Source organism: Streptomyces maremycinicus (assembly GCF_001184025.1).
Lineage (GTDB): Bacteria > Actinomycetota > Actinomycetes > Streptomycetales > Streptomycetaceae > Streptomyces > Streptomyces maremycinicus.
Genome location: NZ_BBYG01000008.1, coordinates 711,690 through 736,560 on the forward strand (window position 1 = coordinate 711,690; position 24,871 = coordinate 736,560).

Here is a 24,871-nt window from a genome sequence, read left to right on the forward strand (position 1 = left end):
GCGCGGGCTCTGTTCGCCGCGAAGGTCGACGAAGTAGCCAGAGGAAGGCGAGCCGGCATGGCTCTGCTCCGGCATGTAGCCGACGTCCGCGCCTTCCTCGGCGCAGCCGGCGTCGGCTTGGTACCACTCGTGCCAGCTCGGGAGGCCGGCCAGTACGCGGCCAGCGTCGTCGAGGTTGGCGGCGTACTGGCCGTCGTGCCGCTCGCGTCCGGCGAAGGTGAGCCTGAACGCACGGGGAGTCGGCGGGCCTACGAGGTCGGCGAGGCATTCGAGCACCGTGTCGAACCGGTCGCCGGCCTCAAGGGCGGTACTGATCCTGGCCTCGTCGTAGTCGGCGTACTTCCCCTCGGTGACGTCGCCGTCGCTGTCGCGGTACTGATCAAGGCTGGCGCAGTGGCGGGCGGCCAGTTCCTGGCAGGAGGTGAGCAGGGCGCGCAGTTCGCGTCTCAGCTCGTCGTCGTTGATGGATGTCAGCGCATGTCCCGGAGTCTGGAAGGGCGTTACAGAGCGGTGCGGGCGAGGGGCAGGGCGGCGAGGGTGAAGGCCGTCGGCTGCTGGTAGTTGAGGCGGCGCAGGTCGACGCCGGCGGTGACGGCGGCGGTCTCGATCTGCGCGCAGGCCGCGTCGAGGAGAGCATCCGTGTCGGCGGTGACGGTGACCAAGCCGGTCAGGGCGACGTCGGCGTGCCCGGCGATTAGCTGGCGCTCGCGCTGTTTGACGTCGGCGTACTCGACGGAGTCTTCCTCACTGTCGACCTGGCCGCGGCGGGCGCGCTCGTTGGCATCGGCGATGATCGCCGCCTTCTTGCGCTGGACGTCCCGCAGCGCGGACTCGAGCTGCTGCGGCACGTATATAAGGGAGAGGCTGCGGCGGACCCCGGCGGTGAACATGATCTGGTGCAGGAACCCGGCCCCCATCTCGGTCCGCGGCCAGTTCTCCACCCAGTACGTGGCGTGGCGGGCGGTGTCGGTGGCGAGCCGGTCGTACTCCTCGACCTGGACGACGGGCCCGGCGGCTGCCGGGTCCGCCTCGGCGCGGCCGGTGTCGGACCACTGCTGGAGCGCGGCGAGGGCCTTCGGGTCGTAGGCGGTGCGGATCACGGCGGCGATCTCCCGGGCGCTCAGCCACCCGGTGACCAGCAGTCCGGCGTTGCGGGCGGCCTGGGCGATGGAGGCGGTGGTCTGCTCCATGACGGTGAACGCGCCCGGCAGCCCTCCACCGGCCTGCGAGATCAGGCGTTTGGCGGCCTTGAGGTCGAGGGAGATGGCGAGGTAGGTCTCGTGCGGGGCGGCGGCCGGGCCTGCGGATGCGACGAGTTCGGAGTAGATCTGCCCGGCGACCGGGGTCTGGTGGTGTCCGTGCTGGGCCCAGTGGCGGACGAGGGTGTCGCTGGAGTCGGGAACGGTGCGCTCCAGGACCTGCACCGTGGAGATGTGCCCGGTGCGGGCGATGCCCGCCAGCGCGCGTCCCCAGCTGTTGACGTTGTGGTTCTGGGTGGCGGGGTCGAGGAGGGCGAAAGCTCGGGATGTGACGCGGGCGATGGCGGTCAGGGTCTGGCGGTGCGGGTCGTGCACGGCTGCGGCGCCGTTGGCGGAGTCGCCGGGGGTGACGACCTTGAGGGAGGCTGCGGTGCCGGGCAGGTGAAGGATGCCGTCCTGCCGGGGCCGGGTGACGGGCCGGGCGAGCCAGAGGGTCTGGCCGGTGCGGCGGCGCTGTGCGTGACGGGCGACGATGGGCGCCCAGTCGATCAGGGAGCGGCCGTGCCGGCGGATCGCGACGAGCGACCCCGACGCAGCCCACAGCGGGGCCAGGGCGACGGCGCCGAGCAGTCCGGTGGAGATCACCGTGATCAGCAGCAGCGCCAACGTGCACGACACGAGGACGAGTTGGGGCAGGGAGAGGCCGAGGAGGATGCCGCGGCGGGACCGGTGCGGGAACTTCACCGTGACCGGGGCGACGGAGAGATCAGTCAAGGGGCGGGTCCTGGAGGCGCGGGTGGAACCCGGGGACGGGAGGTGGCGTGCACATCCCGCCCCCGGGAGTCGGGCAGGGGATCAGAGGCCGGTCGGTGGCGGCGGTGATGCCGACCCGCTGGACGTGGCGTTCTGTGAGCCGGAGGACGGGGGTGCGCCCTGCGGCGGAGGGGTCGTGGTCGGCGCCATGGACTGCCATCCGCCGCCCTGGCCGGACGCGGCGCTCGCGCCGGATCCGCCCGGACCCGGGCTGCCGCCCACCTGGCCGGTGGTGTCGTCCGACACGCTCGTCGGCCCGGGCTGGACGGCCTTCTCCAGACCGGACTTGACGGCATCGCCACCGGGTGAGACGCCCGTTCCGCCGCCGCCCTGCGAACCTTCCCTGCCTTCTCCGCCTCCACCGGTCGGGTTGGCGGCGACGTCGCCGGGGAAACTGCCCCCGCCAGCGGCGTCGGGCCCCTGCGGTGCGGCGCCTGCTCCGGCTGCAGCGCCACCGGTTCCGGCGGTGGCCGCAGCTGCGGCGGCCTTGCGGGCGGCCTTCTCGGCGTGGGCCTTGGCGATCTGGGCTCCAGCGCCACCGGCCCGGTGGATGGACTCGCCGTCGGTGCCGTCGGCCGCCCAGTGCACGAACTTGAAGACGGCGTACGGGCACAGCAGGACCAGGATCATGATCACGATGCCGGACATGACGTCGGCCAGAGCGGCGATGCCGTCCTTGGCCTCGGTCTTGCCCATGGCAGCGATACCGAGTACGAAGATCACGGTCATCAGGAGCTTGGAGACCACGAGGGTGGCGGTGGCTTCGATCCAGCCCTTGCGCCAGCGGCGTGCGACCTCCCAGCCGCCGCCGGCACTTGCGAAGATCGCCAGAGTGACCATGACGAGGATGCCGACCTTGCGGACCATCATCACGCACCAGTAGAGGAAGGCGCCGATGGCGGCGCCGAGACCGGCGACGACCGCAACGAGCCAGCCCAGTCCGGACAGGCCGGCGATCTGGTTCACCTTCACGATGCGGCGCACTGCCGATGCGATGTCCAGCTTCGCGGCTTTGAACAGGCCGTCGGAGACGGCGTCGACCACCTCGACGGCAACCGTGGTCAGGGTGATGGCGCAGAAGGCGAACAGAACGCCCGACATGGTGCCGGTGAATGCCTGTGTGAGGGCTTGTCCGTCGCGTCTGACGGCGGCCCGGACGAGCTGCGCGCAGAACGTCGCGACCAGCAGAACCAGGCCCAGCGGCAAGAGCATCTCGTAGTTGTCGCGGAACCAGCCGGCGTTCAGGTCGACCTTGGTGGTGGTGTTGACCGCCTCGGCCGCCAGATCAGCTGCGGCGGCTGCCAGTTCACCTGCCGACTTCGCCATCCAGTCGCCGATGGCCTTGCCGGGGTCCGAGGCGAAATCCACCGCGTCGCCGACGGCGCACAGCTTGTCTGCCAGGGGAAAATCACAGAAACCCACGGGGAGTTACTCCTCCATTCTTGTGTCAGGCGCGGGTCACTGCGTGACGCTCGGAGCGATGGCGGCCAAGGTGCAGTCGTGATTCGGGCGGCACTGCACAGCGAGGGTCACGGCGCGTTCCTCGGCTCCGCCGCCGCCCTTCCTCCAGGCGATTTGCTGCTTGCCGTTGACGGTGACGACGTAGATGTATGCCTGGGTGATCGCGGACGGGTCGTCGGCCAGGGCCGCCTTGAACGCGGAGGGGTAGTGGCCCTCGGTGACGCTGGCGGTGGCGTGCTGGTCCTGGTCGGCCATCCGTGACCACAGCACCGGATCGGGCACCTGGCCGGAGACCGAGGCCCAGTCGGTGTACTTGGTCTCGGTGGTCATCCAGGCGCGCATGCCGGCGAGTTGCTGGTCGCGGCTGGTGTCGCGTGTGTCGTAGGACCACAGCATCTGGGCCGCCGCCTTGGCGTAGGCGACCGGCTCGGCGATCTGCGGAGGCTTGGGCACCGATCCGGAACCGGACGAAGGTTTCGGGGCGGCCTCGGAGGAGGACGGGCTGTCAGCCGGGGCGGGCGCGGCGGCGTCCGGGGCCTGGCGGCTGTTGCCGCCGCCGGTCAGCAGGGCGACGATCCCGGCGATGGCGAGCAGGACGGCGACGACGGAGGCGACGATCGCGATGCGCCGGTTGGCCGACCAGCCTGCGCCGTACGAGGACAGCGAAAAGGAGGGGAATCGCTTCGGCATCATCGGACCTGCGACCCGAGGGCCGAGAAGAAGGCGACGATGCCGTTCGCGGCACCCAGACCGAGGGCGGCGCCCGCGGCCACGACCGCGCCCTTCTTGCCGTTGGCCTCGGCCTGGTGACCACCGGTGTGGTGGCCCCAGGCCCATACGCCGAGCGAGACGGCGAGGGCGCCGACGACGGCGATGATCCCGAATAGGTTGATCGAGTTGACGACGCTCTTCAGCACGCTCAGTCCGGGCAACCCGCCGCCCTTGGGCGAGATTCCTGGGTCGTAGGCGAGCTGGATGACGCGGTCTGAGAGAGGGACGGACATAGGGGTGGCGGGGCTCCTTGCATACGCGGGCCAGGCGAGGGCCGGCGGGAAGGGGAAGCGGAGGGGGTAGTGCGCTCGGGCGCGGGAGTGGCCGCGGCGGCGGCCCGCCCGGAGCGGTGCCGGGCGGGGGCGGCGTCAGAGGACGCGGCGGGCGACGAGAATCGTCCAGTCCTTGATCGGGGTGATCCGGACCGGTTTTGATGTGCGCGGCGCCTCGATCACGAGGCCCTCGCCCATGTACATGCCGACGTGCTCGGGCCGGGCGGCGGTGCCGCGGCTGAAGATCAGGTCACCGGGCTCAAGTTGGGCGGGCGAGACCGCCTTGCCCTCGTTGACCTGCGTGTAGGTGGTGCGGGTGAGCGTGACGCCGACATGCGCGTACGCCTGCTGCATCAGGCTGGAGCAGTCGCAGCGGCCCATCGGGTCGGGGCCGTGCGAGTTCGTGCAGGATCCGCCCCACTGGTAGAGCGTGCCGAGCTGGTGCATGGCCCACTCGATGGCCCTGCGCGCCTTCGGATCGGCGTCCTTGGGGATCGCGTAGCCCTTCGGGACGCTGCCCTCGGGGATGCGACCGAAGCCGGAACCGTCCTGGCCCGGCGCGCAGCCGGTCGTACTGGTCGACGGCTTCTTGCCCTGGTCCGCATCGTTGCCGCCGCCCGGGAAGGTCTTGGCGATGGCGTCCTGCAGTGCGGTGGCCAGGTTCTCCCACTGCGCGTACGCGTCCGGCAGGCCGGACTTCTGCACGGCTTGGGCGGCCTGGGTGACGGTCATCTGCTGCCAGCCGCTCACCTTGACCAAGTGCTTGTAGAACTGCTCGCTCGCGTAGACCGGGTCGCGGATCTGCTGGGCGCTGCCCCAGCCCTGGGAGGGTCGCTGCTGGAACAGGCCGAGGGAGTCCCTGTCGCCGTAGTTGAGATTGCGCAGCCGGCCTTCCTGCATCGCCGTGGCGAGCGCGATGATCTGTCCCTTCTTGGGGACGTCGAGCGAGAGGCCGGTGGCCACGATCGTCTGGGCGTTGGGGACCTGCTCGGCGGGCAGGTCCAGGCCCTCGATGTGGACGTTCTTGCCGGACGCGCCGTCGAGAATCTTGGTGACCTGCTCGGCGATCTTGTCGGTGTCGATGTCGGTCAGGCAGCTGCTGAAGGAGCCGCTGCTCTGCACGGCGTCGGCGGAGGAGGCCAGCATCATGCCGGCGCCGGCGATCAGGATCGGGGAGAGGAAGACGACGCCGATGCCGGCGGCGAGCCACTTCAACCGGAGCGGACCGCACGGGGGCTAGCGGGTTCGGGCGTGGGTGGGTAGCGAGACGTCATGAGCGTGTCCTTCGGGTGCGGTGTCCGGCGCGCCGCGTGCGCGAGGCGGGGTGGAAGGGCGCGGCGGCCGGGGTGGGCGATCGGGACGGGCCGGTGTGGGCGAGTTGCCGCTCGCTCCGCGTGGCCGGGCCGTGAGCTAGGCGTGCCGGGGCAAGGGGTACCTCCGTGAGGTATGGCGGGAAGTAGCCAGCGGCGGTGTGCGCCGGGCGGTTCAAAAACAGTAAGCGCGGATCGGCGGTTGACCAAAAAGTCGGCGTGAGGTGCCGGAATCCGACACCTCAGCAACGCACTTCTTGGTCGTCGACGGATTCGCCTCTACAGTTTTTGGATTCCCCCTCGCCCTCCTCGGCCTGTGGCCCTGGGCTTCTGCATGCCCAAAACCGGCCCGCGAGGACTCCTGCGCGAGAGGGGTAGTTCCCGCCGCGAATCCGCACCCGAATAGGGGTTCCTCTTTGCCTTTTTCCCTGCACCAGGGCGACGCCCTCAGTGTTCTCGCCAGCCTTCCGGACGACTGCGTCGACACCGTCATTACCGATCCGCCGTACAACTCGGGCGGTAGGACCGCGAAGGAGCGCACCACCCGCTCCGCGAAGCAGAAGTACACCTCCGCCGACGCCCAGCACACCCTGCCGGACTTCACCGGCGAGAACATGGACCAGCGCAGCTACGGGTTCTGGCTGACGCAGATCATGACCGAAGCCCACCGCCTCACCCGCGCCGGCGGCACCGCCTTGCTGTTCACCGACTGGCGTCAACTCCCGATCACGACGGACGCGATTCAGGCGGCCGGGTGGCTGTGGCGCGGTGTGCTGGCCTGGCACAAGCCGCAGGCCCGCCCCCAGAAGGGCCGGTTCACTCAGAACTGTGAATTCATCGTCTGGGCGTCGAAGGGAGCGATCGACGGCTCCCGGAACCCCGTCTATCTGCCCGGCTTGTACTCTGCCTCGCAGCCCTCGGGGGCGAAGCGCCAGCACATCACGCAGAAGCCCGTCGAGGTGATGCGCGAGCTGGTCAAGATCAGCCCCGACGGCGGCACGGTGCTCGACTTCTGTGCCGGCTCCGGCTCCACGGGCGTCGCCGCCCTGCTGGAAGGCCGGGACTTCATCGGAGTGGAGAAGACCGAGCACTACGCATCGATCGCGGCCGACCGGCTCACCGAGACGATCCGCGAGACCCTCACGCAAGGCGACGTGATTCTCACCGTTTGAGCCGCGAGCGCGCTTCCCGTCACGGCGACCGGCGTCCGAGGCGGCAATCCGACGAAGCGGACTTGTAACTCGCCGGCCGGTCCGCGATTCGCCGTTTCCGTCTTCCTCTCATTCCGTGTCTCGTAGGAGGCCGAACTTTTCATGCCCGAATCCAGAAAACCGTCTGACGATGGGGAGTTGGAGCCGGTTCGCATTCCCGATCCGCAGCTGGAGGGAATCGAGGCGAGCGTCCGACGGCTCATGGAGCAGTCGGCGCAACAGGCGCAGCAACTCGACCACCTCGCGTCCGCCCCGGAGCCGAGCGGATCGCCGTTCGCCGCGTTCGGTATGCCGGGGCTCGGCGGGCCGCCTGCCGCCGCACCGCCGGAGCCCCGCCCGATCCTGGAACTCGACGGGGAGGAACGGGAAGACGAACTCGACGCGCTCAGCGACTGGGTCGACGACTTCTTCCTCCCGGTGTACGGGTCGGAGGTCACCACCGCGGCGCCCTGGTGCCTGCAGTGGCAGGAGCACGATGACGTCGTGGCCTGGCTCCACGCCCTGTGGCTCGCCTACCAGCAACACAAGGACCCCGAAGCCGGATTGAGTGGCCTGTTCGTGTGGCACCGGGACTTCCTCACCCACGCCCTGGCGGCGATCCGCGCGCCGGGCGGGCCGCTGTCGGCCTGCATGACCTCTCCCGACCGGCCGGCGCACCGTCTTCTGCCCGGTCCGCCGCCGTCCGTGCGCACGGAGACGGCGGCTGCGGCGGAAGCCGCCGGGCCCGCCGAGCCGGACGAGCCGACGACATGACCGCGGGACAGGGACAGCCCGCCTTCGGACTGAGCTTCGACCCCCGCGCGCTGACCGATCTCCTCCAAGCCCCCAGCGATATCCGCGACCTCACCCTCGCCTACCTGCAGGAAGTCGTGAACGCGCGGCGCTTCGGGCTACGCCTCGACGGTGACCTGGAGGGCTACCGCAAGCTGTTCGTGGACTCGCGGAAGGACTGGCGCGTCGTCTACGGCGTCCGCCCGGCGCCTGCGGAGTCCGCACACCCGAAGGAGATCCACGTCGTCGCGGTCCGGCCGCGTGCGGGCAACGACGTCTACGACGAGGTCGGCCGCCGGCTGGGGATGGCCCGCCGGCCGCTGAGCGCCCGCACCCACGCGGCCCGCTCCCGTCCCCCGCAGCTGACCACCCGCGGCCCCGCGCCCCAGCCCGGTCCGCCGCCCACCGCACTGCCGGGCCTGCCCCGTCCCGCACACAACCCCGCGCACCATCACACCCGCTGAACGCACGGAGCCTCGCCTATGCCCCCTGAACCCGCGCCGACGCCAGCCCGGCGTGCGGTCTCCCCGCTCGACCATCGCATCGAAGCCGTCACCGGCCACGACATCGACACCCTGTGGGCCTACCGTGACCGCGGCGTCCTCGACGAGCCTCACGCCCACCTGGTCGACCGGCACCGGGAGTTGGCCAAGTCCCAGACCGGCGTCGCCTTCTACCTCCGCCTCCTCAACCGCCTGTCCAGCGGCGAGTTCGACGTCGATGACGCCCTGTTCACGCGCATCGACCGCACCGTGGACCAGCTGGAGGAGGCCACCGACGCGCGGGACGCCGCCGCCGGGAAGGTGCTCGCCGCCCTGGAGCCCATCGAGGCCGCCGCAGCGGCCTTGGCACCCGACGCGAAGCCGCTCTCGACGGACGACCAGGCGGCGCTGCTCGCCATCGCCGGCGGCGCCAAGCTCTACGAACACCTGCTGACCGGCCGGATGTCCGTCACAGCCGCCTCCGGCACCCGCATCCCTCACGCCAAGCTGCAGTGGCTGGAGGACGCTGGCCTGGTCGTCCGGGATACCGACCACCCCGTGCACGCCGGCCAGCCGGTCTCACTCACCGACGCCGGACGTACCGCGCTGTTCGCCGCCCGACGCACCCCCACGACCCAGGCGCCGAAGGTCCCGGCTCGACCCGGCACATCGCCGTCCACCCCGGCGCAGCGCCGCTGAACTCCATCGAAAGGCCCTTGTTGGCTCCCACCGAACCGGCGCCGGCTCGGAAGTCCATCCCCCAAGTCGACTTCGAATTGGACGACTTCGATGCCGACGAGGAGATGTACCTCGACTTCTACCGCCAGGTCGCCGTCCGCGAGGACATGCTCGTCCCCCTCGCCGAACACCACACCCCCAACGGCGCGCACAGCTACTACGTCCTCTTCGACCGCACCGCCACCCTCGGGCACCCCGGCATGCCGCACTACGTCGCCGTTCACCTGAAGCGGGACCAGGAGAAGGAGACGTTCGACTTCGAGCAGGCCCTGCTGCCGCTGCCCGCGATGGCGCAGTCCTGGCTCATCCACCGCGGGTGCCCTCACGACTCCATCGGCCTCAACGCCGAGCTGGGCCCACCGCCGGCGGACGAGGCGACTCGTGCGCTGGAGCGACGCCTCGCGGGCGACGGCGACCACTACGCCATGGGCTACTCCTACACCTGCGACGACCCGGACGACATGGTCACCGTCGTGGCCTTGCGCGCCCTGGACGAGCGAGCCCCCAGCCCGTTCCGCGTCGTGGTCGAGGAGGTCGACACCGACGCGTGGACGCACACCTTGCGCGAGGGCGGCTTCGACACGGTGGGCGAGGCCCTGCAGTGGTGCGACGACCGGCTTACCGGAGAGGCCGGCCCTCTGCCGCCGGTCCGCCCGGCAACCGCAGCCAGCCGCCCGGCCGGTGTGCCGAAGGCCCCTGCTCCGCGCCCGCCCGGCCGCTCGCGCTGAGCGCCAAGGCCGACGCGGGCGGCGAAACATAGCCGACGATCGCCGGTTAGCCAAACCGGCGATTCTCCGGACTCTTATACAGCCGCCGGGACAACTCCCGCGGCGCCCTTCCACACAATCCCTATGCCTTCACGGAGGTTTCTTCCGCATGCGCTCCACCCGAATTGCCATATCCGCGGCGATGCTCGGAACACTCGCTCTGCCGATGCTGTCCACTACGCCCGCGAGTGCGGCCCCCGCCGCTGCCGCGTCGACGGCCACGAGCATTGTTACGCCCTGCCCGGACCTCCCGCCGCTGCCGTACAAGGTCCACGCGTCGGCAGTGACCATCCGGTCCAAGGCCACCACGAAGTCCACCGCGGTCGGAGTGCTCTACAAGAGCCACAAGTTCACCGTCCACAAGAAGAGCGGCAACTGGCTCTACATCACGGACAAGTCGACCGGCGTCAAGGGCTGGGTCTCCGGCACGTACGTCTACCGCGACACCCGCATGTGCCTGGACTGACAGGCATTCAGCAGGTGCCCGTAAGCGACTGAGCCGCCGGGCACGGCCGCCCCTCGCATTCCCCCAGGCACCGGTCTTTCCAGAACAGGAGTTTCTCTTTTGCCCGACGGCATATCCGAGGACGTCGTGGGCGTGCTCACCGAACGGATCGAAGCGCGCTTCGCCATGGACATGGACCAGTTGAAGGCCGCGGTCGCCGCCGCGCCGACCGCGAACCCTGACGCCACCGACGTCGTCAAGTGGCACGGCCTTCTCGTCCAGGCCCAGTCCGTGCTCGACCGCGCGGAGGACGACCTCCTCGCCGCGCTGGAAACCCAGCCCAGCGAGGTCGACGACCCGACGATGGGCCTCGCCCACCGCGTGAACGCGGCCGTCACCGCACGCGACGGCCGGGCCCTGGTCGTGCGGTGGCTCCTCGACCCGGACGCTCCGGGCAAGAAGGACCTCGCCGCCGAACGGCTCGCCCGCCTTCGCCCCCGAACCGGGCCCGCGGTGCAGACCAGCGCTCCAAACCGACCCGCGGGTACACCCGCGCCGGCGTCGGCGTGGCGGGCGGGAAGGCCCGTCCGTTGAGCCGGGTCAAGGCCAGCACCATGGACGGCGACCTGCAGAAGGTCTTCGGGAACCCGGTTCCCGAGCTGTACGAGGCGGCTGTCGGCCACGATGCCTCGCCCGCCCTCGCCCGTGCCCTGGAGTTGCGCTCATTCCTGGCTCTGACCGAGGAGCAGGTCGCCCGCGTCCGCGACCGCGTGCACGCGGACATGGATCCGGACCGCGACATGGGCGAGCTGTCGGCGGACAAGCTCCGCTTCGACGCGCAGTGGCTGGAGGCGGCGCTCGACGCCCGCGACGGCTACCGCGCCGCCCTCGGCGAACTGCTGCGCACCATGCCTCCGCCCGACCAGCGGCCCCGTCCCGTCCGCACGACGCAGCTCAGGGCCACCGCAACCCTGCCCCCGCCCGCCGCCCCGGCACCCCAGCGTGCCGGGGCAGCCCGGGCCCGCCGACCCTGAAAGCCCCGCTTGCCCCACCTCACGTCCACCGAGATCGCCGGACGGATCGAGGACCTGTACGGCGCGCCGCTCGCCGACCTCGAAGCCCACGCTCAGGACCAGCCGCCCGGCATGCTCTCCGCCCTGCTCGGCATGTACGACGACCTCGCTCTCGCCGAGCGCAGCATCGACTTCCACCGCGACTACCTCGCCCGGCTCATCCACCCCGAGCGGCAGATCGGCCAGCACGAGGTCTCCCACCTTCTCGACGGCTCCCGCCGGCTCGCCGAGGCCGTCGCAGTCCGCGATGTCCAGGCCAAGTCGGTCGCCGCCGTTTTGCAGAGCCTGGCCCGCGTCCCGGCCCCAGCGCCGTCCCCGCCGACTCCCTCGCTGCCCGTTCCGGCTCCGCCTCTTCCGGCCCAGAGCACGGCGCACAGCCGCTGACCCGCAGGCGATCCCCCTTCATTCACCCAGGAGTTCCTCCCTTGGCCATCACCGCTCTGCCTCCCGACACCGACGCCGACATTGCCCGGGTCACCGAGGCCCTCGCCATGATCACCCCGCGCTGGAACGTCCGGATCCTGCTGGCACTCTCCGGCCCGCCCGTGCGTTACAGCGAGCTGGCGGCCAAGGTGTCCTGGCTGCAGAACGGCCAGCTCCACCCCAAGCTCAAGTCGCTGTGCGACGCCGGTCTTGTCGAGCGCACCGAACACACCGCACGGCATGTGACCTACGGCCACACCGAGCGTGGTGCCGCCCTGCTGCCGGTGCTGCCGATGATCGTCACCTGGGCCGAGGACCATCTGGAGAAGGCGGACCGCCCGCTGCCCGCGATCGAGCAGATCGAGGACAGCCTCACCCTGCTCACCCGGCGGCACGCCGCCGCCATCCTGTGGGTGCTCAAGTCCCGCCAGGAGGTCAGCGGGCGGGCCCTGGCCAGGATCGTGATGCCCAGCAGCGACTGGACCAACGTGTACCCGCCGCTGCGGCAACTCGTCGCCGACGGCCTGGTCGACACCGAGGGCATCGGCCGGCCCTACCGGCTGTCCGCGGCGGGCGACGGCCTGGGCCCCGTTCTCGGCGCCCTGTCCGCGTGGTCTGCCGGGCAGCCCCTCAACCAGGCGGCCCAGCACCCGGTCTGGGGGCACCCGCAGGCGAAGCCCGCGCCGAGGACGTGGGTCAGCAGCCAGTCCCGGCCAGCCCCCACAACCCTCCCGCAGGCCCGGACGGGTGAGTCCTCTCCGGCGTGGCACAACCGCGATCTCTTCTCGCACGCCACGCCCGCCCGCCCGCAGGCGGCCGTCCCGGTGGGAGGTCCGCGCCGATGACTACCTTTTTCACCTCTGCCGAAGTACGCAACGCGGTCGAGCTGCTGGCTTCGCGTTCCTTGATCCGCTTGGTCACCGAGATCGACGACAACGGGGCGATACCGCCGCGACGGCTGGCCGGCACCCTCCCCGACCTCTCCTTGCACCAACTGCGCCGCGCTGCTGAAGCGGCCCGCGCCCACGGTCTCGTCCGGACCGCGCCCGGCGCTGGCCTGGAACTCACCGATTCGGGTTCGGAGTTGGCCGACCTGTACGACGCGGCTGCGCGCTGGGCTCGACGCCACGCCTTCCCGGCACCGGTCTGCGAGTTCAGCAGTCGCATCCGCCACGTCCTCGACCTCGTGGCTCCTTCGCTCGCGGCCGGGCGCGCCGACGGCCTCCCGCGGCCGTCCGCCGCGCGGCTGCCCAGCGACGAGTCCGAGGCGGACCTTGCCCGTCCCCGCGCTCTCCTGATCCAGTGGCTGGTCGACAACCCGCAGGTCACCCGTGTGTCCGAGCCCGAGCCGGTCGTGTGAGCGCTGCTGTCATGCCCCGGCATGCACGCCACACCGCCGGGCTGATGCGCAGCATCTACCTGCCGCGCACGGCGGACGCTCTCGCGTTCGCGATGTCCACCTACGGCATTCCGCTGCTGGTCCTGGCGACCACGCGCTCCGCCGCGCTAACGGGGGCCGCGTTCGCCCTGGAGTGGATCCCGCGGCTGGCGGCGTTCGGGTGGGCCGGATCGATCGTCGACCGGCGCGGGGCGGCCGTCGTCTTCCACCTCGCCTCCCTGGGACGCGCGCTGGCCCTCGCCGCCGGCGCGGTCCTGCTCCACCTCCACCCGTCCGGCACCGTGGCGAGCGCGACCGTGATGGTGCTCGCGGCGACCACCGGCGTGCTCACCGAGTTCAGTTACATCGCGGCCGAGACGGCGGGCGCTGCCGCCGGCCGCCGAGCGGGAAGGCGGGCCCACCGCGTCCAGGCCGTCCTGCTCGGCATCGACCAGACCGCGACCCTGGCCGGCCCAGCCCTCGCAGGGGTACTCCTGCTCGCCGGTCCGCCGCCGATGCTCGCGGTGATCACCGTGCTCTCGCTTCTCGCCGCGCTGCTCGCCCTGCGTACACCCCCCTCGCCCGTCGCCCCGGCCCGCGCGCCGAAGGCGCGGTCCGGCGCCGGACTCCTTACCGGGTGGCGCACCATCCGCGCTCTTCCCGCGCTCGGCTGGCTCGTGACCGGGCTGACCCTGTCCAACCTGGCCATCGGGCTTCTCCAAGCGGCTGGTCCGGTGATCGTTGTTAAGCACTTCGGGCAGTCCACCACTGCCGTCGGCCTGGTCTGGTCCGCCGCCGCGGCGGCCACCCTCTTGGCCGTCACCATCTGCCGGTTCGCGCTCGACCGCCTGGGCCTGTGGCCGGTCGGCGCAGCCTGCGCGGCCCTCGCCTCGCTCGCCTGTCTCGCCGCCGCCCAGGCCCCCGACTACCTGTCCTACCTGGTCCTGGTCGCGGTACTCATGGCGGCCGAGGGCGGCATGACGGTGGTCCTGCGCACCCTGCGCTCCCGCCTGATCCCTCCGGAGAAGTTCGGCAGCACCCTGTCGGCGACCATCCTCATCCTGCTGCTGCCCTTCCCCGTCGCGGGCGTGCTCACCGCGCTCACCTCGCCCGACGCGCTGGGCCACGTCATTACCGCGTGCGCCGCCCTGCAGGCCCTCGGCCTGTTCTGCGCCTTCGCCCGCCTGCGCACCGATCCCGCCCTGCGCACCTGACCCTGCTGCGCCCCCAGCCTGTGGAGAACCTGATGCCTACCGCCGTCCTCGGGACGAACCGCGCGAGCGGTCGCACCATCACCGAGCAGTTCCAGGGCTTCGACGCGCACCACCCACACGTCTACCGCGCTCTGGAACGCGTGGCCGCCGCCGCGTGGCCGCCCGCCGCTTGGCCGCCGGCGCCACACGGGTCAGCTTGAAGGATCTCTTCGAAGACCTGCGCCGCCAGCTCCCTTACGGCGTCGCCGGGCTGAACAACAACTTCACCGCCCTCTACGCCCGCCGCCTGATCGACGACCACCCTCACTGGGCCAGCGTGTTCGAGCTGCGCCGCCGCCGTGCCGCCTGAGACACCCCCTTTCTCTTCCCTCGTCCTGCCGCCTACCGACTCGGAGAACCCCTTCTTGTCCGCTCGCCCCCTCGTACTCGTCGTCTCTCCGGGCGATGAGGCGGATCGCGGCTACTGCCTTGAGCAGGTGGCCGCCGCGTACGACATCGTCCTGCTGACCGGCGCCGAGCCGTCATGGGAGAAGCCGCACATCGTCGACCACGCCGTCGCCGATCTGAACGACACCACCGCACTCCTCTCCGCCAGCCGGGCTCTGGCGCAGCGACACGACCTTGCCGGCGTCGTCACCTGGGACGAATGGAACCTCATCCCCACCGCCCGCCTCGCCCGCGCGCTCGGTCTGGCCGCGAACTCCGTCGAGGTGATGCGGGCCTGCCGCAACAAGGCCACCGCCCGGACTCTGTTCGCCCGCCACGGAGTGCCGTCGGCCGCGTCGATGAAGGCCCGGACCCTGCGGGAGGCTGAACTGGCGACGAGGACCCTCGGCTTCCCCGCCGTCATCAAGCCCGCCGCAGCGGCCGGCAGCATCGGCGTGATCCGCATCGACCGGCCCGAAGAGCTGCCCGCAGCCTTCGAGTTCGCCTCGGCCGGCGCAAGCCGGAGCCGCGAGGACAGCGGCGTCCTGGTCGAGGAGTACCTCGACGGACCGGAGGTCTCCGTCGAATGCGTCACCCACCGCGGGGCCACCACCGCCGTCGCCGTGACCCGCAAGAACCTGGGCCCCGCGCCCTACTTCGACGAGACCGGGCACACCGTCGACGCCGCCGATCGGCTCCTCGCAAAGGTCGCACCGACCGCCGCTGCTGCCATCAAGGCCCTGGGAATCACAGACGGCGTGCAGCACGTCGAGATACGCCTGGTCGGCGGACGGCCCCGGCTGATCGAGGTCAACGCACGCCTTGGCGGCGACATGATCGGCCACCTCGTCCACCTGGCCACCGGCGTCGACCTCGCCCGGGCCGCCGCCGACATCGCCTGCGGACGTACCCCCGACCTGACGCCCACCCGCCACCAGGGGGCGGCGATCCGCTTCATCTACCCCGCCTACACCGGCACCCTCACCGCCCGCCGCCTGAGGCAACACGTCGGGGGAGTGGAGCGCGTGCGCTTCCAGCGACAGACCGGCGACCCGCTCGTACTACCACAGGACGGCGGCGATCTGTACACCGCCCGTATCGGCTTCCTGATCACCACCGGGCTGACCGCCGCCCTCGCCGAAGCCCGCGCCCAGGAGGCGTACCGCAACCTCGACGTCCAGGTTGCCCCGGTCCCGCCGGCGGCCCTGACTACCGGGGAGCACGCCGCGTGAGGAAGACCGCAGCGCCCGAGCTGGTGCGCAGCCGCCGCCTGCTGATCGGGTACTTCGCCGGCCTGGGTGTGGTGATGGCCGTCTGGGGCGCGCGCATGCCCGCAGTTCAGAACGCCGCCGCGGTGAGTACCGCCGGACTTGCCCTGGTCCTGCTGGCTGCCGCCCTCGGCATGGTCGCCGGGCTCCAGGCGGGCGGACGCCTCGCCCGCCCGGCCTCTCTGCCCGTGCTGCTGACCGGCGGTGCCATTGCCCTCGCCGCCTGCCTTGCCGTCCTCGGGGTCTGCCGCAGTCTGGAGAGCCTCCTGGCGGCGGCGTTCGTCTTCGGCGTCGCGCACGGCGTCCTTGACGTCGCAGTCAATGCCGCGGCGGTCCGCTGCCAGGACGCCCACGGCCGCCCCATCATGGGCCGGCTGCACGCGAGTTACAGCCTCGGCGCCCTCATAGGTGCCGCGCTGGCCGCGGCCACCGCTCACACCTCACACACCGTTCTGTTTGCCGCGGTGGCAGCTTGCGCCGCTGCGGCGGCAGGCGCGACCACGCGGCTCACCCGCACCGTCGCCAGCCCTGCACTCGAGCCCGTCCACCACGGTGCTGCACTGGGCTCGGACGGGCAGAGGGGGTTGTCCCGGCGCCGATTGTGGCTGCTGGGGGCGCTTGCTGCTGCCACGCTGCTGGGTGAAGGAGCTGCTGCCGACTGGGCGGCTGTCCACCTGCATGATCTCGGTGCGACGGCCGCGACCAGTGCTGCGGCGTACGGCTTCTACAGCGCCGCCATGGCCGCAGGCCGTCTCGCCGGAGACCGGCTCACCGCCCGCTTCGGCGCTCTCGCCGTCGTCCGCACTGGTGCCGCGCTGGCCGCGCTCGGCCTCACCACCGGACTGCCCGGCTCCACCACCGCCTTCGCCCTGCTCGGATGGACGGCCTTCGGCCTGGGACTGTCCGTCACGATCCCCAGCCTGATCACCGCCGCCGGCGTCGGCGGTCCCCGCGCGGTCGCCACCGTCGCGGTTACCGGCTACGTCGGCCTGCTCGCCGGCCCCGCCCTGATCGGTGCCCTCGCCACCGTCACCGCTCTGCCGATTGCGCTACTGCTGCCCGCCCTCCTCGCTGGCGCAGTCGCCGCCCTCGCCCCCAAAGCCTTGGAGAAACTCACCCCTTGACCCGCACATCTGTCTCCCCGACCGGCGTGGACGCGGCGATCCTCGACTACAACGGGGTTCCGGGCCTGCAACCCACGCCTGCCATGTGGACCCGTCTCGCCGACCTCGCCGAGTGGCCCGACCGACATCTCCCCTCGTTCCAGGACGCCTTCTGGGCTCCCCGCAACGCATACGACGCAGGGGAACTGAGCGATCTGGCCTACTGGGCCAAGGTGCTCGGACACCACCCCGGCCCGCGGTGGCTGCGCACCCTGCGCGATGCCGACACCGCCATGTGGACCCGCACCGACCCGCGCGTCCTCGACATCCTGTACCGCGCCCGGGCCGCAAGGCGGCTGCCCACGGTGCTGCTCTCCAACGCCCCGCACTTCCTGAGCGACGTCCTGGACGCCACCGTCTGGCGGCGCGAGCTGATGGACGACGCCCTGTACTCCGCCCGCATGGGCCGGTGCAAGCCCGACCCGGCCGCGTACGAACACGCCCTGGCCGCCACCGGCATCGCCGACCCAGCACGTGTGCTGTTCGTCGACGACCGCGAAGACAACTGCCGGGCCGCCGCCGAACTGGGCCTGCGCACCCTGCACTACACCGGCCAACCCACAGATCTGGAAGAGCAGTTGCTGCCCGCCCCGGTCAACAACCTCTGTGCCTGACACTCATGCCGCGCCACCCACCACCGCCCCGACCCCCTGGACTTTCGTGCCCGACACCAAAGAGATCGACGGCGACGTCTACATCTCCCCGCGCCATCTCGCCTCCACCACCGGGACCGGCGACCCCGCCCTTGCCCCGCTGCTCGACCTCGGCTGGGACCTCCGGTACGACGAGGACTCCAACGTGTACCTGAGCGCTCCCGACCGGCGCGTTCGCCTGGGCTACCTGCCCGAGGGTGAGGACGACGGGCTGTGGCGTATCAACGCCTACAAGGACTCGTTCGGCCCGCCGGCGTGGGGCGTCTGTTTCAACGACCGCGTCCCCACCGAGTTCGTCCGCGCCTTCACCACCGCACTCGCCGAGGCGTACGAGCGTGGCCCGGACGCCTACCTCGCCAGGCCGGTCGCCGGGGTCGACGAACACGATCCCTTTCTGGCTGTCGTGCCCCTCCTGAAACAGAGCTGGGAGATCGACCGCCCGCGCTGGGGCGTCTTCGCGGTCCAGTCCCCGGACGGGCTCGCCGGCCTGGAGTTCACCACCGGCGACCTCGATCCGGAAACCGAGCTGACCACACGCGACGCCCGGTGGCAGTTGTGGGCCGGGAACTCCATCGACCGGCCTGTCTGGTACGCGACAGCCAGCACCGACACTCCCGTCGCTCTGCTCACCGCGGTCACCCGGAGCGTTGCCGATCCGGCTCCACTGCCCCGGTGGCGCGAGGAGACCTTCAGCTACATGAAGGGCATGGCCCAGCTCACCCCGATCCTTCCGCCCGAACCGCTGGCCCCCACCCCGCTCGACGTGCAGCGGGCCGTCGCGTCCCGCCGCCCGGCCGCGCACCCCGCGGCCAGCGTTCCGCGCTGGAGCACCACCAGCCGACCGGCTCTGCCCAGTCCACGCCGGTAGGACCAGCCCGACCCCTACCGGAGCCCCTCTTGTCCCTGCAGGCACCCGAGTTCTTCGCAGAGCTGTGCCTCCCCTTCCACGACAGCACCGTCGTGGGCAACACCTACTTCGCCGCCCCCGTCCCCGGCGCACCGCTGCGGCTGCGCATCGATTTCACCCGCACCATCCACGCGGACACCTACGGCGGGTTGCGTGCGGCGATCGTCCACCCGGAACGCGGCGAGATCGACGCGGTGGCGCTCAGCTTCGTGGATCACGGAACCTTCCACCGCCGCGACGAAGCCACCAACACCCGGCCGAACAGCAAGCAGTACGGCACCTTCGACAGGTACCACCGCCCTGGTCGGCCCCCGTGGGACGGGGCCGTCACCACCGGGCTGCGCGACGCCATCGAGCAGTACACCGCCGTCTGGTTCCCCGGCGCCTGGACCGCGTCCATGCCGAGCCGCGCCGCAGGCCGGACCGCGCACACGTCTCCCGCGGTGCCGGTCACCCGCAGCGGCGCCCGCGCCCGCTGAGCCGCGCCCACACTGCCAGCCCCGGCGTCCCGCACTCTCCAGCAGGAGCCCTGCCTGTGATGACCCACCCCTTTGAAAACCTCGACCCGGCCCACACCGTGCAGGTCCTTCCCCGCCACCTTGCCGGGCCCGGCGCCGTCGACCCTCGCAGCGCTTGGGCCTTCCCCTTCGACGAGGGCTGGCCGTTCGCCCAGACCGACGAAGGCACGGCCGCCGCTTTCAGCCCGTGCCTGCGACTGCAGACCACCTACGACCCCCAGCCCGACAAGCCCAAGGGCACGTGGACCATCATCGCGCACCGGGCCCCGTTCACCCCGCCAGCCTGGCGGATCACCTTCGACGCCACCACCCCCGTCGAGCTGCTCCACGACGTCCACACCGCACTGCTCGACCTCTACCTCGAAGACCGGCACAGCGACCAGGACCGGCTGTTCCAGGACGAGACGGCGCCGCACGAGGCGTACGCGCCGCTGCTCACCCGCGGCTGGAGCCACGACGTCAAGACCGACGGCACACAGACCTTCCTCACCCCGGAAGGACTCGGCGGCGTCCGCCACCGATACGCCACCAGCGGCTCCAGCGGGGGCCGGCCTGGCGATCCTGGGGCGGATACCCCAGCGAACCGCACTGGACGGCACGCCTCTCGTTCGGCACGCCCACCACGCTCGTCGCGGCCTTCACCGCCTCGCTCATCTCCACCGAGCCACTGCACCGCACCGTGCAAGAGGTCCCCGTCCACACCCGCCGCGCCCTCTACATCGCCACGACTACACCCATGCAGCCTCACGGCAACACACCTGTCGCCCCGCCGCCTCCCGCCCCGGTCGCTGGCCGAACCCGATGACCTTCCCCACCCTCTGATCCAAGGAGTCCTCCTCCTCGTGCACGCACATTTCGTCCGATCCGCCGCCGTCGCCGTCGCGGTGACCGGCACCCTCACCTGGGCGCCGGCCGCGAGCGCCCAGTCCTCCGAGCCGACCCCCTCGGCCGCCGCCACCGCCGAGACGCCGACTCTGGACGCGGGCAGCGTCGAGATCACCACCAAGGACACGGCTGGCGAGGCGCTCCCCGGCGCCGCGTTCCTGCTGCTCGACTCTGTCGGCGAAGAAGCCGGACGCGGGAAGACCGACGCACAGGGGAAGCTGACCTTCCTCGACCTCGCGCCGGGCGTCTACCGGCTCAAGGAGACGGCGTCCGGCAGTCCGCTCCACGAGGTCGTCGCCGACCAGGACGTCATCGTCCCCCCGGGCGCGACCACACGGCTGACGGTCACCGACCCGTTCAAGGCAGCCAAGGTTCTCCTGCAGGCCAAGGACGACAAGACCGGCAAGCTCCTGCCCGGGGCGACGGTGAACATCGGCACCGGCATCTCGACGCTGCTCACCCTGACCACCGGAGCCAAGGGCACGGCTTCCGGAGAGCTACCAGTGACGAGCCGGAAGACGCAGTTCTGGGTCAAGGAGATCAAGGCCCCAGCCGGGTACGACCTCTACAAGCCGTCCAAGACGTTCACCGCAGGCCCCGGCGCCCCAGTGACAGTGACCGTCACCAACGCGAAGACCGCGACCGACCCGAAGCCCGACCCGTCGGACAAGCCGACGCACAAGCCCACCAACTCCCCGTCCGCCCCGTCAGACAAGCCGAGCAGCGGGACCGGCGGGGCCAAGCCGTCCGCGCCGGGCACCAGCACACCGGATGCCGACTCCTCGTCCACCCCGGCCGGCGACTCCACGCCGAAGACGTCGGCGGGCTCCCTCGCCCACACCGGTGCCGACGCCACACCGTGGATCGCCGCAGGCGCTGGCCTCCTCGTCGCCGGCGGCGTCGTCACCCTGGTCGTCGCCCGCCGTCGTACAGCGGACGGGTCCGAGCCCGACGACAGCGGCACGGCCAGCTAACCGAAGAGTAACCACCGCCATCAGGCCCCCGAGACGCACTCCCGGGGGCCTGTTCGCGTCTCTCTACGCCGATCCGCTGGTCATGCTTCGGCGTCAGCGGCGGGCCCGCTGCTATCCGTGCCCCTGGCCGAGTTCGAGCGCCGGGACGAGCACAGCCGCCGCGTCGCAGTCGGTGCAGGCACGCGCCCCGTCCCGCATCAGCGCGTCCACGGCCTCCAGCGTGCCCAGTTCCGTCCCGCCGCCCGCAGCGTGACGGCACGTGGCGTCGTGCACAACGGTCCGGCCCCGGCGCTCGGGCGCGGGACGGACCACCCAACCGGGGGCCGCCCGTGGCAGAGGGCCGGGCAGACGGTGGGTCGGCACGCCGGAGAGATCCACCCCCTCGATGGGCGTCAGCTGCCGATCGGTCACCCAGACCGTGTACTCGGCCGCCTCGACCCCGTCCGGGCGCGCGACCCAGGACGGGACGCCCACGAGGTAACGCCACGGGTGCGGACCGGGTACCTCCCGCCGCTCGTGGAGCCGGACCTGCACGGTCTGCCCGTCAGGAAGCGTCAGCGCTATCTCGGCCGGAAAGGATCTGGCCGTCCGGCGGCCACCGTGCGGGCTGGTCACCTACCCGGCCCCGGATCCCAGCTCCCGCGCCGAGGAGCGCAGCGCTGCCCGCTGCCCGGTCCCGGCCTGCCGCCAGTAGGGGTGCCACCACACCTGAACCGACAGCTCCAGCAGACGCCGCCGCAGGACTGTCGTCCGCTGCCGGTTGGCCGGATCAGCAAGGCTTTGGTACGTCCGCTCCCAGGCGCACTGCGCGGCAACCAGATCCTCGGGAAAAGCAGAGCAACGCATACCAACTATTGCATCATGTGTTCGATTTATGGCGCATCCCTGCAGCTAGAGGGCGACTGCAGGAGCGGCGGGCTCCCCTCTGGCTTCGCCCTCGGCGCGGGCCGGTGGCTCCGGGCAGGGCGACTAGGGGCGCGCTGGGGGCAGGTCATAGCGGCTGACAGCCAGGTACGTCTCCGGCGTCGCCGCTTCGAGAAGCCCCTCGTCGCCCTCCAGGTCGAGTTCCGGCTCCTGGGGACGGCGCAGCAGGTCACTCCAGTCGCTCGTCGCCCCCCGCTCGTAGGCGTCGCGGAGCAGGGGGCGAAGCCGTGGACGGGCTTCCTCCTGCTGCTCGCGGAAGATGCGGCGCTGGGTGAGTCGCTGTTCTTCCTGAGCTGCGTCGCTGAGATCTTGGACGACGGCCGGCTGGTCCTCGGCGCGCAGCCCTGGGGTACGCCGGGCGATGGCGAGGTCTTCCTCGTGGAGGCGCTCGCAGGCGGCAAATAGCTTCCGGGACATGCCGAGGTGGACCTCGGTTCCGGGGATACGGCAGGTGAGGAAGTCATCGAGGCCCATGGAGCGGATCCCGGCGCGCAGGGCGTGCTGCTCGGTGTGGGGAGCTGCTCCGCGGGCGTCGGCCCGCATGGCGAGAGTGAGGTCGTCGTCTTCCAGGGGCGTGGTCAGCCCGGAGCGCCGGTGACGGGAAGCGCGGTCGGCTGGAACGGGCACGGTGCGCAACTGCGAGGCGGGAGCCGAGCGCAGCGCCAGGTAGGCGAGCATCTGGGCGCGGGCCGCGCCGATGAGCGCGTCGTCGCTGTCGCCGAGATGGTCTTCGAGATTGCCCGGGCCCAACATTTCGTCTTCGACGGCGTCGGACCCGCCTGGCGTGATCGGCGGCTGGCCGGGGTGAAGGTCGTGGTCGATGGTAAGGAAGAGGTCGTCTCCGGGCCGCACGGCCGCTCCGACCAGGACGGTGCGGTGCGCGTACGAGCCGAGGATCGTGCTGCCGGCTGCCAGTTGTGCCCACCCTTTGCGGAGCGTGTCGACGCCGACGTTGCCGCCCTTGGCCTCGATCAGCCAGTACCGGTCCTCCGTCTCGTGGCGCCCCCACAGGTCGGGCAGTGTCTTCTTCGGGTCCTTGAACGTTTCGCTCAGGGCGGGGATGGGGCCGCCGAGTTCGAGGTGCTCCGTCTGGCCGAGACCCAGCAGCGAGCGGCAGGCCCACTCGGTCATCGTCATGCCCAGCCGGTAGGCGGCGGCGTTCTGCGCGCTGCGCTCGGTGCCGTACTCGTACACAGGGTTCAGGGTCAGGCGCCGGCCCTTGCTGCCCGGTACGGGGTGGCGGGGCTTGACGGGGTGTGCGCCGAGGTAGGCGTACAGCGGAGAGACCCGGGCGACGAGTTCTCCGTGCGCGTACCGCGGCTGGTTCTGCAGGTGCGGGGTGACGTCGCGGCCGACCTCGGTGGCTGCCTTGATGATCTCCCGCCACGTGGTGGTCGGTGCGTACCAGCCGTTAGTCGCTGGGAACCCGCCCGATCCGGCCCACGTCTCGTGCTTGGCCGTCCGCCACTGCCTCCTGGGCTTGTCCGCAGGCCCGTCACGGAACAGGACCGGTATGTCGAAGCTGTCGGCATAGGTGAGCGGCGGCTCGTCGGGGACGTGTGCAGGGATCATGCGGATCACTCTGGCACGGGCCTGGACCGCTCCCAGCGCCGGGGATAGGGCCTTCAACTGATACGCGAGGGGAGTGATCCGGCCGATCTGCGGTGCCGATTTCCCGGCTCGCGGGAGGCGTGGACTCGGCAGTTGTGCGCCGTCATCCCACCGAGTCGTTTGACATCGGGCCGTGCCGGGCAACGGAGCAGCGCTACTGCCGCGACGCCGTCCCCAGCACTGCGTCAGCCCGTATCCGGGGATAGCGGGAGCGCAGAACCCCTTGCCAAGATGTCGGGACTAACCCAGGCACGACAGGACGGACGAGTCGTGAGTGATCAGCAGCGGTTCACTTCACTTCCTTCCATCAGCACTGGAAGCCCACGGCAGCGATCGTGGGCTGAAGACATACGGGACCGATACCTCCGTGCACGTTGGGGTGGTTCCTGGCGGACGACGATGGACGAGTCCTCTTGGGCACTGCTCGGGCGCCTAACCTCCGCCAGGTGGTGGATCGACAACAGGAACAGGATCGACGCCGCGTTGGCCGAGAGGAACGCGACGCGCGCTGAGCCCGGGTCCAGGCCGGGGGCCAGCGGCACCGGGCAGACCTGGAGCGGGGCGGCAAGGACCAGGACCGCGCGGAACGGGCTGCCCGCGATGACCGGCGGCACCGAACAGACCGGCTACAAGGCGGAACAGATCAGGGCCGCACTGGTGGCCAAACGGTGGGGCAGCCAGATCCCGCCCGGCATGCGGGAGGCCCTGAACCGACTCACCGATCCTGAATGGTGGGTCACGAATGAGGTGGGCGACGGACGTTCTCAGGCCATCGACCGGGCCCTTGCCGCCGAAGTACCCGAACACGACCGCCAGATGATGGATGTCGGCCCGCTCTCGCGTCACACGGGCCCATGCGAGGAACAGCCCGAGTACGCCGCGGCCCGACGAGTCTTCTTGGAGTTGACCTCGAAGTTCGGGGACGTCCGTGCATCAGAGGAAGGATGTGTCTCCGGATTCGGTCAGACGTGCTGCGCCACTGCGGGCTCGATGGATGGCCAGCGAGAGGGCGAACGAGAATGGATCAACAAGAGAGCCGCCGAAATCCGCAGGGCCTCTTTCTGGACCACACAGGAACGGGCGGAAGCCAAGGCCGGGGAAGAGCTCTCCAGACTTCAACGGAACCTTGATGGGTGGGGCTGATGGCCACGGTTCGGCAGCTGAAGTACGGCAACGACGGCACACCAGAGCCGAGCTCGTGGACCCTGCGTGGA

Annotated in this window: 29 protein-coding genes and 2 pseudogenes; 23 read left to right on the forward strand and 8 right to left on the reverse strand. The window is 71.0% G+C overall.

The annotated features are described in order from the left end of the window. Positions 1 to 57: 57 nt before the first annotated feature. Positions 58 to 561, forward strand: coding sequence for a hypothetical protein (locus AOQ37_RS03390; RefSeq protein ID WP_062640907.1), 504 nt, complete (start codon positions 58 to 60; stop codon positions 559 to 561). On the opposite strand, the gene AOQ37_RS03395 is transcribed toward AOQ37_RS03390, so the two are convergent. The 5 genes from AOQ37_RS03395 to AOQ37_RS03415 all read right to left on the reverse strand — a co-directional run bounded on the left by AOQ37_RS03395 (position 501) and on the right by AOQ37_RS03415 (position 5,731). Then, positions 501 to 1,973, reverse strand: coding sequence for an SCO6880 family protein (locus AOQ37_RS03395; protein WP_062640909.1), 1,473 nt, complete (start codon positions 1,971 to 1,973; stop codon positions 501 to 503). The genes AOQ37_RS03390 and AOQ37_RS03395 overlap by 61 nt on opposite strands. 81 nt (positions 1,974 to 2,054) lie before the next feature. Continuing rightward, a complete protein-coding gene (locus AOQ37_RS03400; RefSeq protein WP_062640911.1) occupies positions 2,055 to 3,434 on the reverse strand; it encodes an SCO6881 family protein in 1,380 nt (459 codons plus the stop codon). Positions 3,435 to 3,470: 36 nt separating this feature from the next. Beyond that, on the reverse strand, positions 3,471 to 4,163 hold the full coding sequence (locus AOQ37_RS03405) for a hypothetical protein (protein ID WP_062640912.1): 693 nt from the start codon (positions 4,161 to 4,163) through the stop codon (positions 3,471 to 3,473). Next, positions 4,163 to 4,477 carry a DUF6112 family protein gene (locus AOQ37_RS03410; RefSeq protein WP_062640914.1) on the reverse strand — a complete coding sequence of 105 codons (315 nt, stop codon included), beginning with the start codon at positions 4,475 to 4,477 and terminating at the stop codon, positions 4,163 to 4,165. Before AOQ37_RS03410 ends, AOQ37_RS03405 begins: the two co-directional genes overlap by 1 nt. 135 nt (positions 4,478 to 4,612) lie before the next feature. After that, a complete protein-coding gene (locus tag AOQ37_RS03415; protein ID WP_062640916.1) occupies positions 4,613 to 5,731 on the reverse strand; it encodes a C40 family peptidase in 1,119 nt (372 codons plus the stop codon). Positions 5,732 to 6,242: 511 nt separating this feature from the next. On the opposite strand from AOQ37_RS03415, the gene AOQ37_RS03420 reads away from it, so the two are divergent. From AOQ37_RS03420 to AOQ37_RS03510, 21 genes and pseudogenes are all read left to right on the forward strand, one after another. Then, the gene (locus tag AOQ37_RS03420; protein WP_062640918.1) at positions 6,243 to 6,998 is read left to right on the forward strand and encodes a DNA-methyltransferase; all 756 of its coding nucleotides are present in this window, start codon (positions 6,243 to 6,245) and stop codon (positions 6,996 to 6,998) included. A 240-nt stretch (positions 6,999 to 7,238) separates the two neighbouring features. After that, the gene (locus AOQ37_RS03425; RefSeq protein ID WP_062640920.1) at positions 7,239 to 7,790 is read left to right on the forward strand and encodes a DUF4913 domain-containing protein; all 552 of its coding nucleotides are present in this window, start codon (positions 7,239 to 7,241) and stop codon (positions 7,788 to 7,790) included. Continuing rightward, positions 7,787 to 8,272 carry a hypothetical protein gene (locus tag AOQ37_RS03430; protein WP_062640922.1) on the forward strand — a complete coding sequence of 162 codons (486 nt, stop codon included), beginning with the start codon at positions 7,787 to 7,789 and terminating at the stop codon, positions 8,270 to 8,272. The genes AOQ37_RS03425 and AOQ37_RS03430 overlap by 4 nt, the downstream gene beginning before the upstream one ends. Before the next feature lie 18 nt (positions 8,273 to 8,290). Further along, positions 8,291 to 8,989, forward strand: coding sequence for a hypothetical protein (locus AOQ37_RS03435; RefSeq protein ID WP_062640923.1), 699 nt, complete (start codon positions 8,291 to 8,293; stop codon positions 8,987 to 8,989). Positions 8,990 to 9,006: 17 nt separating this feature from the next. Continuing rightward, the gene (locus AOQ37_RS03440) at positions 9,007 to 9,756 is read left to right on the forward strand and encodes a hypothetical protein (protein WP_062640925.1); all 750 of its coding nucleotides are present in this window, start codon (positions 9,007 to 9,009) and stop codon (positions 9,754 to 9,756) included. A gap of 181 nt (positions 9,757 to 9,937) precedes the next feature. Beyond that, positions 9,938 to 10,261 (forward strand): SH3 domain-containing protein, encoded by a 324-nt coding sequence (locus AOQ37_RS03445; protein WP_062640927.1) that lies wholly within the window; start codon positions 9,938 to 9,940, stop codon positions 10,259 to 10,261. A 99-nt stretch (positions 10,262 to 10,360) separates the two neighbouring features. Beyond that, entirely contained in the window at positions 10,361 to 10,834 is a 474-nt protein-coding gene (locus AOQ37_RS03450) for a hypothetical protein (RefSeq protein ID WP_062640929.1), read from the forward strand. Beyond that, positions 10,831 to 11,274, forward strand: a complete 444-nt coding sequence (locus tag AOQ37_RS03455) for a hypothetical protein (RefSeq protein ID WP_062640931.1) — start codon at positions 10,831 to 10,833, stop codon at positions 11,272 to 11,274. The genes AOQ37_RS03450 and AOQ37_RS03455 overlap by 4 nt, the downstream gene beginning before the upstream one ends. A 9-nt stretch (positions 11,275 to 11,283) precedes the next feature. Next, on the forward strand, positions 11,284 to 11,697 hold the full coding sequence (locus AOQ37_RS03460; protein WP_062640933.1) for a hypothetical protein: 414 nt from the start codon (positions 11,284 to 11,286) through the stop codon (positions 11,695 to 11,697). A gap of 41 nt (positions 11,698 to 11,738) precedes the next feature. Further along, positions 11,739 to 12,581 (forward strand): winged helix-turn-helix transcriptional regulator, encoded by an 843-nt coding sequence (locus AOQ37_RS03465; protein ID WP_062640935.1) that lies wholly within the window; start codon positions 11,739 to 11,741, stop codon positions 12,579 to 12,581. Next, on the forward strand, positions 12,578 to 13,096 hold the full coding sequence (locus AOQ37_RS03470) for a hypothetical protein (RefSeq protein WP_062640937.1): 519 nt from the start codon (positions 12,578 to 12,580) through the stop codon (positions 13,094 to 13,096). Before AOQ37_RS03465 ends, AOQ37_RS03470 begins: the two co-directional genes overlap by 4 nt. Next, on the forward strand, positions 13,093 to 14,328 hold the full coding sequence (locus AOQ37_RS03475; RefSeq protein WP_062640939.1) for an MFS transporter: 1,236 nt from the start codon (positions 13,093 to 13,095) through the stop codon (positions 14,326 to 14,328). The genes AOQ37_RS03470 and AOQ37_RS03475 overlap by 4 nt, the downstream gene beginning before the upstream one ends. Positions 14,329 to 14,360: 32 nt before the next feature. Further along, a pseudogene (locus tag AOQ37_RS03480) lies at positions 14,361 to 14,677 on the forward strand (hypothetical protein). A 55-nt stretch (positions 14,678 to 14,732) separates the two neighbouring features. Beyond that, positions 14,733 to 15,986, forward strand: a complete 1,254-nt coding sequence (locus tag AOQ37_RS03485) for an ATP-grasp domain-containing protein (RefSeq protein WP_234436777.1) — start codon at positions 14,733 to 14,735, stop codon at positions 15,984 to 15,986. Next, positions 15,983 to 17,146, forward strand: a complete 1,164-nt coding sequence (locus AOQ37_RS03490; protein WP_062640942.1) for an MFS transporter — start codon at positions 15,983 to 15,985, stop codon at positions 17,144 to 17,146. Before AOQ37_RS03485 ends, AOQ37_RS03490 begins: the two co-directional genes overlap by 4 nt. Next, positions 17,143 to 17,799: an HAD family hydrolase gene (locus AOQ37_RS03495; protein WP_062640945.1), complete on the forward strand. Its 657-nt coding sequence runs from the start codon at positions 17,143 to 17,145 to the stop codon at positions 17,797 to 17,799. The genes AOQ37_RS03490 and AOQ37_RS03495 overlap by 4 nt, the downstream gene beginning before the upstream one ends. A gap of 46 nt (positions 17,800 to 17,845) precedes the next feature. Further along, complete coding sequence (locus AOQ37_RS03500) at positions 17,846 to 18,706, forward strand: SPDY domain-containing protein (RefSeq protein ID WP_062640947.1); 861 nt, start codon at positions 17,846 to 17,848, stop codon at positions 18,704 to 18,706. A 29-nt stretch (positions 18,707 to 18,735) separates the two neighbouring features. After that, positions 18,736 to 19,224 carry a hypothetical protein gene (locus tag AOQ37_RS03505; RefSeq protein WP_062640948.1) on the forward strand — a complete coding sequence of 163 codons (489 nt, stop codon included), beginning with the start codon at positions 18,736 to 18,738 and terminating at the stop codon, positions 19,222 to 19,224. Positions 19,225 to 19,283: 59 nt separating this feature from the next. Next, a pseudogene (locus tag AOQ37_RS41050) lies at positions 19,284 to 19,559 on the forward strand (DUF317 domain-containing protein); the annotation flags it as partial. Then, positions 19,505 to 20,068 carry a DUF317 domain-containing protein gene (locus tag AOQ37_RS38270; protein ID WP_234436805.1) on the forward strand — a complete coding sequence of 188 codons (564 nt, stop codon included), beginning with the start codon at positions 19,505 to 19,507 and terminating at the stop codon, positions 20,066 to 20,068. The pseudogene AOQ37_RS41050 and the gene AOQ37_RS38270, both read left to right, overlap by 55 nt. 37 nt (positions 20,069 to 20,105) lie before the next feature. Further along, complete coding sequence (locus tag AOQ37_RS03510) at positions 20,106 to 21,122, forward strand: SpaA isopeptide-forming pilin-related protein (protein ID WP_062640950.1); 1,017 nt, start codon at positions 20,106 to 20,108, stop codon at positions 21,120 to 21,122. A 111-nt stretch (positions 21,123 to 21,233) separates the two neighbouring features. Here AOQ37_RS03510 and AOQ37_RS03515 read toward each other — a convergent pair whose 3' ends face one another. From AOQ37_RS03515 to AOQ37_RS03520, 3 genes are all read right to left on the reverse strand, one after another. Further along, positions 21,234 to 21,737 carry a DUF6233 domain-containing protein gene (locus tag AOQ37_RS03515; RefSeq protein ID WP_159401289.1) on the reverse strand — a complete coding sequence of 168 codons (504 nt, stop codon included), beginning with the start codon at positions 21,735 to 21,737 and terminating at the stop codon, positions 21,234 to 21,236. Next, positions 21,738 to 21,968, reverse strand: coding sequence for a DUF8825 domain-containing protein (locus AOQ37_RS40285; RefSeq protein WP_063781101.1), 231 nt, complete (start codon positions 21,966 to 21,968; stop codon positions 21,738 to 21,740). It abuts the gene before it with no gap. Positions 21,969 to 22,091: 123 nt separating this feature from the next. Further along, on the reverse strand, positions 22,092 to 23,618 hold the full coding sequence (locus AOQ37_RS03520) for a hypothetical protein (RefSeq protein ID WP_062640954.1): 1,527 nt from the start codon (positions 23,616 to 23,618) through the stop codon (positions 22,092 to 22,094). A 438-nt stretch (positions 23,619 to 24,056) separates the two neighbouring features. Between AOQ37_RS03520 and AOQ37_RS03525 the strand changes: the two genes are divergently transcribed. Then, the gene (locus AOQ37_RS03525; protein ID WP_062640956.1) at positions 24,057 to 24,800 is read left to right on the forward strand and encodes a hypothetical protein; all 744 of its coding nucleotides are present in this window, start codon (positions 24,057 to 24,059) and stop codon (positions 24,798 to 24,800) included. Positions 24,801 to 24,871: the final 71 nt, after the last annotated feature.

Bases quoted from the DNA above. Each gene is read 5' to 3' on its own strand.
- AOQ37_RS03390 (WP_062640907.1), top strand. From the start codon at position 58: ATGGCTCTGCTCCGGCATGTAGCCGACGTCCGCGCCTTCCTCGGCGCA.
- AOQ37_RS03405 (WP_062640912.1), bottom strand. From the start codon at position 4,163: ATGCCGAAGCGATTCCCCTCCTTTTCGCTGTCCTCGTACGGCGCAGGC.
- AOQ37_RS03410 (WP_062640914.1), bottom strand. From the start codon at position 4,477: ATGTCCGTCCCTCTCTCAGACCGCGTCATCCAGCTCGCCTACGACCCA.
- AOQ37_RS03425 (WP_062640920.1), top strand. From the start codon at position 7,239: ATGGAGCAGTCGGCGCAACAGGCGCAGCAACTCGACCACCTCGCGTCC.
- AOQ37_RS03430 (WP_062640922.1), top strand. From the start codon at position 7,787: ATGACCGCGGGACAGGGACAGCCCGCCTTCGGACTGAGCTTCGACCCC.
- AOQ37_RS03435 (WP_062640923.1), top strand. From the start codon at position 8,291: ATGCCCCCTGAACCCGCGCCGACGCCAGCCCGGCGTGCGGTCTCCCCG.
- AOQ37_RS03445 (WP_062640927.1), top strand. From the start codon at position 9,938: ATGCTCGGAACACTCGCTCTGCCGATGCTGTCCACTACGCCCGCGAGT.
- AOQ37_RS03470 (WP_062640937.1), top strand. From the start codon at position 12,578: ATGACTACCTTTTTCACCTCTGCCGAAGTACGCAACGCGGTCGAGCTG.
- AOQ37_RS40285 (WP_063781101.1), bottom strand. From the start codon at position 21,968: ATGCGTTGCTCTGCTTTTCCCGAGGATCTGGTTGCCGCGCAGTGCGCC.
- AOQ37_RS03520 (WP_062640954.1), bottom strand. From the start codon at position 23,618: ATGATCCCTGCACACGTCCCCGACGAGCCGCCGCTCACCTATGCCGAC.
- AOQ37_RS03525 (WP_062640956.1), top strand. From the start codon at position 24,057: ATGGACGAGTCCTCTTGGGCACTGCTCGGGCGCCTAACCTCCGCCAGG.